The organism is Mesorhizobium sp. M7A.F.Ca.CA.004.12.1.1 (genome assembly GCF_003997835.1).
Taxonomy (GTDB): Bacteria; Pseudomonadota; Alphaproteobacteria; order Rhizobiales; family Rhizobiaceae; genus Mesorhizobium.
Window position 1 is genome coordinate 1 of sequence record NZ_RZRK01000325.1, and the last position, 6,482, is coordinate 6,482.

The 6,482-nt window shown below is 61.6% G+C and carries 7 protein-coding genes; 5 read left to right on the forward strand and 2 right to left on the reverse strand.

What is annotated here, in order from left to right; all coding sequences use genetic code 11:
- The 5 genes from EN984_RS18060 to EN984_RS18080 all read left to right on the forward strand — a co-directional run.
- Positions 1-1,003 (forward strand): carboxyl transferase domain-containing protein (locus EN984_RS18060; protein ID WP_281057314.1); only part of this gene is annotated, 1,003 nt, incomplete at its 5' end.
- Between the two features lie 195 nt (positions 1,004-1,198).
- On the forward strand, positions 1,199-1,567 hold the full coding sequence (locus EN984_RS18065; protein WP_127269365.1) for a hypothetical protein: 369 nt from the start codon (positions 1,199-1,201) through the stop codon (positions 1,565-1,567).
- A gap of 39 nt (positions 1,568-1,606) precedes the next feature.
- Positions 1,607-1,978 carry a hypothetical protein gene (locus EN984_RS18070; protein ID WP_127269364.1) on the forward strand — a complete coding sequence of 124 codons (372 nt, stop codon included), beginning with the start codon at positions 1,607-1,609 and terminating at the stop codon, positions 1,976-1,978.
- A 69-nt stretch (positions 1,979-2,047) separates the two neighbouring features.
- Complete coding sequence (locus EN984_RS18075; RefSeq protein WP_236382870.1) at positions 2,048-2,392, forward strand: hypothetical protein; 345 nt, start codon at positions 2,048-2,050, stop codon at positions 2,390-2,392.
- Between the two features lie 49 nt (positions 2,393-2,441).
- A complete protein-coding gene (locus tag EN984_RS18080; protein WP_127270992.1) occupies positions 2,442-4,424 on the forward strand; it encodes an acetyl/propionyl/methylcrotonyl-CoA carboxylase subunit alpha in 1,983 nt (660 codons plus the stop codon).
- Between the two features lie 88 nt (positions 4,425-4,512).
- Here the strand turns inward: EN984_RS18080 and EN984_RS18085 are convergent, their stop codons facing one another.
- A complete protein-coding gene (locus EN984_RS18085; protein ID WP_127270990.1) occupies positions 4,513-5,634 on the reverse strand; it encodes an ABC transporter substrate-binding protein in 1,122 nt (373 codons plus the stop codon).
- 392 nt (positions 5,635-6,026) lie between these two features.
- Positions 6,027-6,293, reverse strand: coding sequence for a sel1 repeat family protein (locus tag EN984_RS18090; protein ID WP_013532614.1), 267 nt, complete (start codon positions 6,291-6,293; stop codon positions 6,027-6,029).
- Positions 6,294-6,482: the final 189 nt, after the last annotated feature.

A 6,482-nucleotide genomic window follows, 5' to 3' on the forward strand; every position in this document is an offset into this window, starting at 1 on the left:
GATCATGGTGCGCAGCCAGGCGACCATCTTCCTCGGCGGTCCGCCGCTGGTGAAGGCGGCCACTGGTGAAGACGTCAGCGCCGAGGATCTCGGCGGCGCCGATGTGCACACGCGGCTTTCCGGTGTTGCCGACCACTATGCACTCGACGACGACCATGCGCTCGCCATTTGCCGACGCATCGTCAAAAACCTGAATCGGAACAAGACTGTAAGTCTGAACTTACAGAAATCGATTCCGCCGCTTCATCCCGCGGATGAACTGTACGGCATCGTGCCTACCGACCTGCGCCAGCCCTATGACGTCCGCGAGGTGATCGCGCGCATCGTCGACGGTTCCGAATTCGACGAGTTCAAGCAGAATTACGGCACCACGCTGATCACCGGCTTTGCCCATCTGCATGGCATGCCGGTCGGCATGATCGCCAACAACGGCGTGCTGTTTTCCGAAAGCGCTGTGAAGGGCGCGCACTTCATCGAGCTGTGCTGCCAGCGTAAGATCCCGCTTGTCTTCCTGCAGAACATCACCGGCTTCATGGTCGGTCGAAAATATGAAGCAGGCGGCATCGCCAAGGACGGCGCCAAGCTGGTGATGGCGGTCGCCACCGCCAGGGTGCCGAAGATGACTGTCATCATCGGCGGTTCGTTCGGCGCCGGCAATTACGGCATGTGCGGCCGCGCCTATTCGCCGCGCTTCCTGTGGATATGGCCGAACGCCCGCATCTCGGTGATGGGCGGCGAGCAGGCGGCAACGGTGCTTGCCATGGTCAAGCGCGAAGGCATCGAGCGCAAGGGCGGGGAATGGAGCGCCGAGGAGGAGGCGAAATCCAAGAAGCCGATCCTGATGAAATACGAGCATGAGGGCCATCCGCTCTATTCGTCCGCACGCCTCTGGGACGACGGCATTATCGACCCTGCGAAGACGCGCGACGTGCTGGCGCTCAGCCTGTCCGCTGCGCTCAACGCCGAAATCGAGGACACGCGCTTTGGCGTGTTTCGGATGTGAGAATGGACGGTCAACTTCGACGGCCAAACGGCGGAACTATAGCGGCAGGCCGTTGCTGCCGTGCGAAAAGGCTGAACTGTATGGGCCAATCGATTCATCAGCATAAGCGGCTTCGATTCTCAAACAGTGAACTGGCGGCGAGGCAAAATATTCGCTACTGCTTATCCAGCATGGGGCAATGGGGACGGGCTGAAAATGAAACTGAAATATTGCCAGGGAACGGCTGCTTCGATACTTTCTGTATTTCTAATATTAACAGCGACCGACGCCGGCTCGGCGGAATCGCTCGCAGGACGCAAGGGAGACGTGCGTTTTCCGCCGACCTTGGGTTCGGGCGAATGCAACGTTGCCTACAAGGGTTATGTCGCGGCGAGCGGTCATTCGGCCTACGCTACAACCTTTTATTCGCGTGTCGTCGACCTCTACATTGTCTGCGGGACGAAGCTCAACGCGCCGTCCCAGAAGGCGGCGGAAGAGACGGCGCTGCGCAATTGCCAAGCCGGCTTGACACGGTGGAAGCTCAAGACCGCGAGTGGCGGCTGCGCAATCTCGTCATCGAAATAAGCAACCAGCCGAGACTTTTTTGCGAATGGGGGAAGCAGTATGAAATCCTGGACCCGCAAAGGAGCAGCCACCTCTATAGTGGCAGGCTTGCTGATCGTGGCGGCCCCCACCGCCGCCATGGCCGGATCGCTGGCAGGCAGCAAGGGCGACGTGCGCTACCCAGTGACCATTCCTATAGGAACCACCGGGGGCTGCGGGAAGGCTTACGCAGCGTATCTCGCAGCCGCAGGCCATTCGGCTTTCGCGGCGACGCCAATCGTTCCGGCGACCGAGTACTTCGTTTGCGGCGTGAAGCTGAATGCATCGTCGCAGAAGGCGGCTGCGGAACTGGCACTGAAATCCTGTCAGGCCAGCAAAAGCAAATACAAGGTTACCGTTGCCGGCGCCTGCAGCATCGCCGCGTCCAAATAGGCCGGAAAACGCCCGGTTTTTCTCGTTGGGTAAGACAAGATGAAATCCACGAATTCCAGGCGAACAGCCATGGCGATATTGGCCGGATTGCTGACGGTCGCCGCGTGCGGCGCGGGCATGGCCGGCTCACTCACTGGAAGCGAGGGAGACAAGCGTTTCCCGCCGTACCTGCCGCGAAATCCCAAGGATCCCTGCACCAAGACCTACAAGGCCTATGTCGCGGCCGGTGGCCATTCAGCGTACGCAACCACTCCCTACGCGCGGATAATGTCGTCGTACATAGTTTGCGGCGGCCACCTCAACGCACCATCTCAAAAGAGGGCCGAAGAGTTGGCGATGAAATCCTGTCAGTCAACCCGCGGCCACTACAAGGTCACGACCGGCGGCGCCTGCGAGATCGCTGCCTCCAAATAGGCTGGCGCCTGCCAGAATGGCGCTGCCCGAGGCAAAACCGGGAGGCTCCATGTTCGCCAAGATCCTGATCGCCAATCGCGGTGAGATCGCTTGTCGTGTCATCCGGACGGCGCGCAAGATGGGTGTGCGCACTATCGCCGTCTATTCGGATGCCGATGCGAGATCCCTGCATGTCGAGATGGCCGACGAGGCGGTGCATATCGGCCTCTCGCCCGTCGGCGAAAGCTATCTGCGCGGTGACAAGATCATCGCCGCGGCCCTGGCAACGGGCGCACAAGCCATTCACCCCGGCTACGGCTTCCTGTCGGAAAATCCCGATTTCGTCGACCAGGTGGTGGCGGCGGGGCTGATTTTCATCGGCCCGTCGGCGGCCTCGATCCGGGCCATGGGGCTGAAGGACGCCGCCAAGCGGCTCATGGAAAAGGCCGGCGTGCCGGTCGTGCCGGGCTATCATGGCGAGGCGCAGGAGATCGTGCTGCTTGCGTCCAAGGCACGCGAGATCGGCTACCCGGTGCTGATCAAGGCGCGCGCCGGCGGCGGCGGCAAGGGTATGCGCCGGGTCGAGCATCCCGATGAATTTTCCGAGGCGCTGTCCAGCGCGCGGCGCGAGGCGAAAGCCGCTTTCGGCGACGACCGCGTGCTGGTCGAAAAATATGTCGACAAGCCGCGCCATATCGAGGTGCAGGTGTTCGGCGACAATTTCGGCAATGCAGTGCACCTTTATGAACGCGACTGCTCGGCGCAGCGCCGCCACCAGAAAGTGATCGAGGAATCGCCCGCGCCCGGCATGACCGAGGCTTTGCGCAAGGCGATGACGGATGCGGCGGTGAAGGCCGCCAAGGCGATCAATTATTCAGGCGCCGGCACCATCGAGTTCATCGTCGATGCCTCGCAGGGCCTGAAAGCCGACCGCTTCTGGTTCATGGAGATGAACACCCGCCTGCAGGTCGAACATCCGGTCACCGAAATGGTAACCGGCACCGATCTGGTCGAGTGGCAGTTGCGGGTCGCCAGCGGCGAAAAGCTGCCGAAGACGCAAAGCGAGATCGCGCTCGTCGGCCATGCCTTCGAGGCGCGCATTTATGCCGAGGACGCGGCAAAAGGGTTCCTGCCGGCGACCGGCACGCTGCATCATCTGAAATTTCCAGACGCAGCCTCCGAAGGCGCCACAATGCGCATAGAGACCGGCGTGCGGGCGGGTGACGCCATCTCGCCCTATTACGACCCGATGATTGCCAAGCTGATCGTCCACGCCACGGACCGTCAGGGGGCTCTGGAAGCGCTTGGCGCGGCGCTATCCCGGACCGAGATCGCCGGCTCGACCGTCAACACCGCCTTTCTTGCCGCTCTCGCCGCCGATCCGGATTTTGCTGCAGGCGATGTCGACACCAGCCTGATTGGCAGACACCAAGAAACCTTGGCGACCGTCCCGCCGCCGAGCGACGAAACCATTGCTGCCGCCGCTCTTGCGGCCTCCGGTGCCGGCGCAACCCCGTCATCCGACGATCCGTGGTCGTCGCTTGTCGGCTATGCCCATTTCCACAGCGTGGCGCGACGCACATGGCTGAAGTTCGGCGAAGACGATATCGCGGCGAAGGTTTCGGTGCGGGCGGACGGACGATTCCAGGTCGCGCTGGACAAGCCCTATGGCGACACCAATTCGCATGATTTTCGCGCCACGCCACGCCTCGCCCGCTGGCCAGGCCATATTACCGTGTTCGAAGGCGCCGTTGGCTACACCTTCGCCGTGCCGGACCCGTTGGCACGGGCCGATGAGGCGGCGGCAAGCACCGGCAGCCTGCGTGCGCCGATGCCGGGATTGGTCAAGCTGGTGCGCGTGGGAAAAGGCGATACGGTGATCAAGGGCCAGCCGCTGCTGATCCTCGAGGCGATGAAGATGGAGCACACCATCGCCGCGCCGCATGACGGCGTGATCGCCGAGATCGCCACAGAGGGCGCACAGGTCACCGACGGAACGGTGCTGGTGCGGTTCGTCGAGGAGCACAACGCCGCGACCACAGCAGTGAGCTGACGGTTCGGAAGGCCACGACAGGGGAAGCAAAAAAATGGCCGGGATGAACCCGGCCATTTCTCTATGCCATCCAGTCGCAGGGTGGCGATTACTGCGCGATCGGCGCGTATTTGCCGTCATGCCACTGGTTGATGTCGTAGCTGGCATTCTTGAGGTCGCCCTTCTCGTCGAAGGTGACATCACCGACAACGGTGCTGATCGGCGTACCGTTCTTCAACGCTTCGGCAACCTTGGCCGGGTCGTCGCTGCCGGCACGCTTGATGCCTTCGGCGAAAGCCTGGATGGTGGCGTAAGAGAACAGCGTGAAACCCTCCGGCACGAAACCGCCGGCCTTGATCTTCTCGACGGCTGCCTTGGCTTCCGGCTTTGCCTGCGGATCCGACGGGAAGACGAACATGGTGCCCTCGCCGGCCGGGCCGGCAACCTGCCAGAATTCCGGCGAGGCGATGGAGTCCGGCATGATCAGCTGGAACTTCAGATTCTGTTCCGCCGACTGACGCAGGATCAGGCCGGCTTCAGGATGGTAGCCGCCGAAATAAACAACGTCGGCTTTCAAATCCTTGAGCTTGGTGACGAGAGCCGAATAGTCCTTCTCGCCAGCGTTGATGCCGTCATAATAGACCTCCTTGAGGCCGCCGGCATTCATCGTTGCCCTGACGGCGTCAGCCACGCCCTGTCCGTAGGCGCTCTTGTCATGCAGGACGACGACATTCTTGCCGGCAAACTTCTTGGCGATCCATGGGCCGATGAAGGCGCCCTGCGCGTCGTCTCGCGTATAAAGGCGCATGATCGTCGGCCAGCCGGCCTTGGCTGCCGCATCGGTCAGCACCGGGTTTGACGAGGCCGGGCTCATCATCAAGGCGCCGGCTTCGGCATAGACAGCTGATGCCGGAATGCTGGAACCCGAGCAGGCATGGCCGTCGATGAACTTGACGCCATCGGCGACGACGCGGTTGGCAACCGACACGGCCTGCTTGGGATCGCATTGGTCGTCTTCGATGCTCAGCTTGATCTGACGACCGTCGACACCGCCCGCGGCGTTGATCGCATCGGCGGCAGCCTGTGCGCCCTGCTTGAACTGATCGCCGATGGTGGCGAGCTGTCCTGTCATCGGGCCCACCACCGCAAAGGTGATGTCGTCTGCGAATGCGACCGGCGTGCTCAACATCAGGCCGAATATGGCCGCGTTCAAAATACTCAATTTTTTCATGATGGTAGAACTCCTCCACTCACGCGCGGCCGCCCCGGCCGCGCTTCTTCCAGAGAGGCCGGACAATTTCATCCTTCATTCGGCCTGTCTAGGCGCATTGGCGCCGCTCGATTGGGCCTGCAAGACGTCATCCACGCAAAAAGCCACGCCAGCCTTGTTCCGGCTGGTCGCGGCTTTTTTGCCCGTCGAGCAATCTCCAGGCGCCCCCGCGCCTAAAAATCCGCTCAGCTTCCCTGTGTCGCGCACGACTGGGCCTTGCGGCCTGCCGCGTTCTTTCCCTTGCCTTCGTGACCGTCTTGCGCGGCCTTCAATTTCGCCGGGTCTGGCCGTCTGTGCGGCCTTGATCCCGGAGCTTCCCTGTCTTCGATGGATCTGTCTGCGATTGGCAGATTTCAGTGCATGGTCATCCATTCGCGGGCTTCGCGCAGCGCCGTGGCGATCTCGACCTTCGACATGGCGGCCGACAGTTCCGAGCGCAGCTCGGCGGCGCGGGCCGAGCCCTTGATTGCGGCGATGTTGAACCATTTGTGGGCGGCAACGACATCGGTCTCGCAATCGCGGCCGGTCGCATACATCATGCCCAATTCGAAAAGGATGTCGGCCTGGGCAGTTGCTCCCATAGCGCCGAAACCTGCTTCAAGCATTTCAAAACGTGCCATTTCAATCCCCTGTTTTCCGGCCCCTGTCAGGCTCCCGAGAGCTGCCTTCTTTCGTCTTGCCGGATGCTCTTCCGATGCTTTCGAGAATGCCGTGCAGGCTTGAATCCGTCGTTAAATGGCGTGCTTAATTTGAGGAAAACAAAGCTAAAACAAGAGGTAAACGCCGAAATTCGTTAAGGATACAAACCC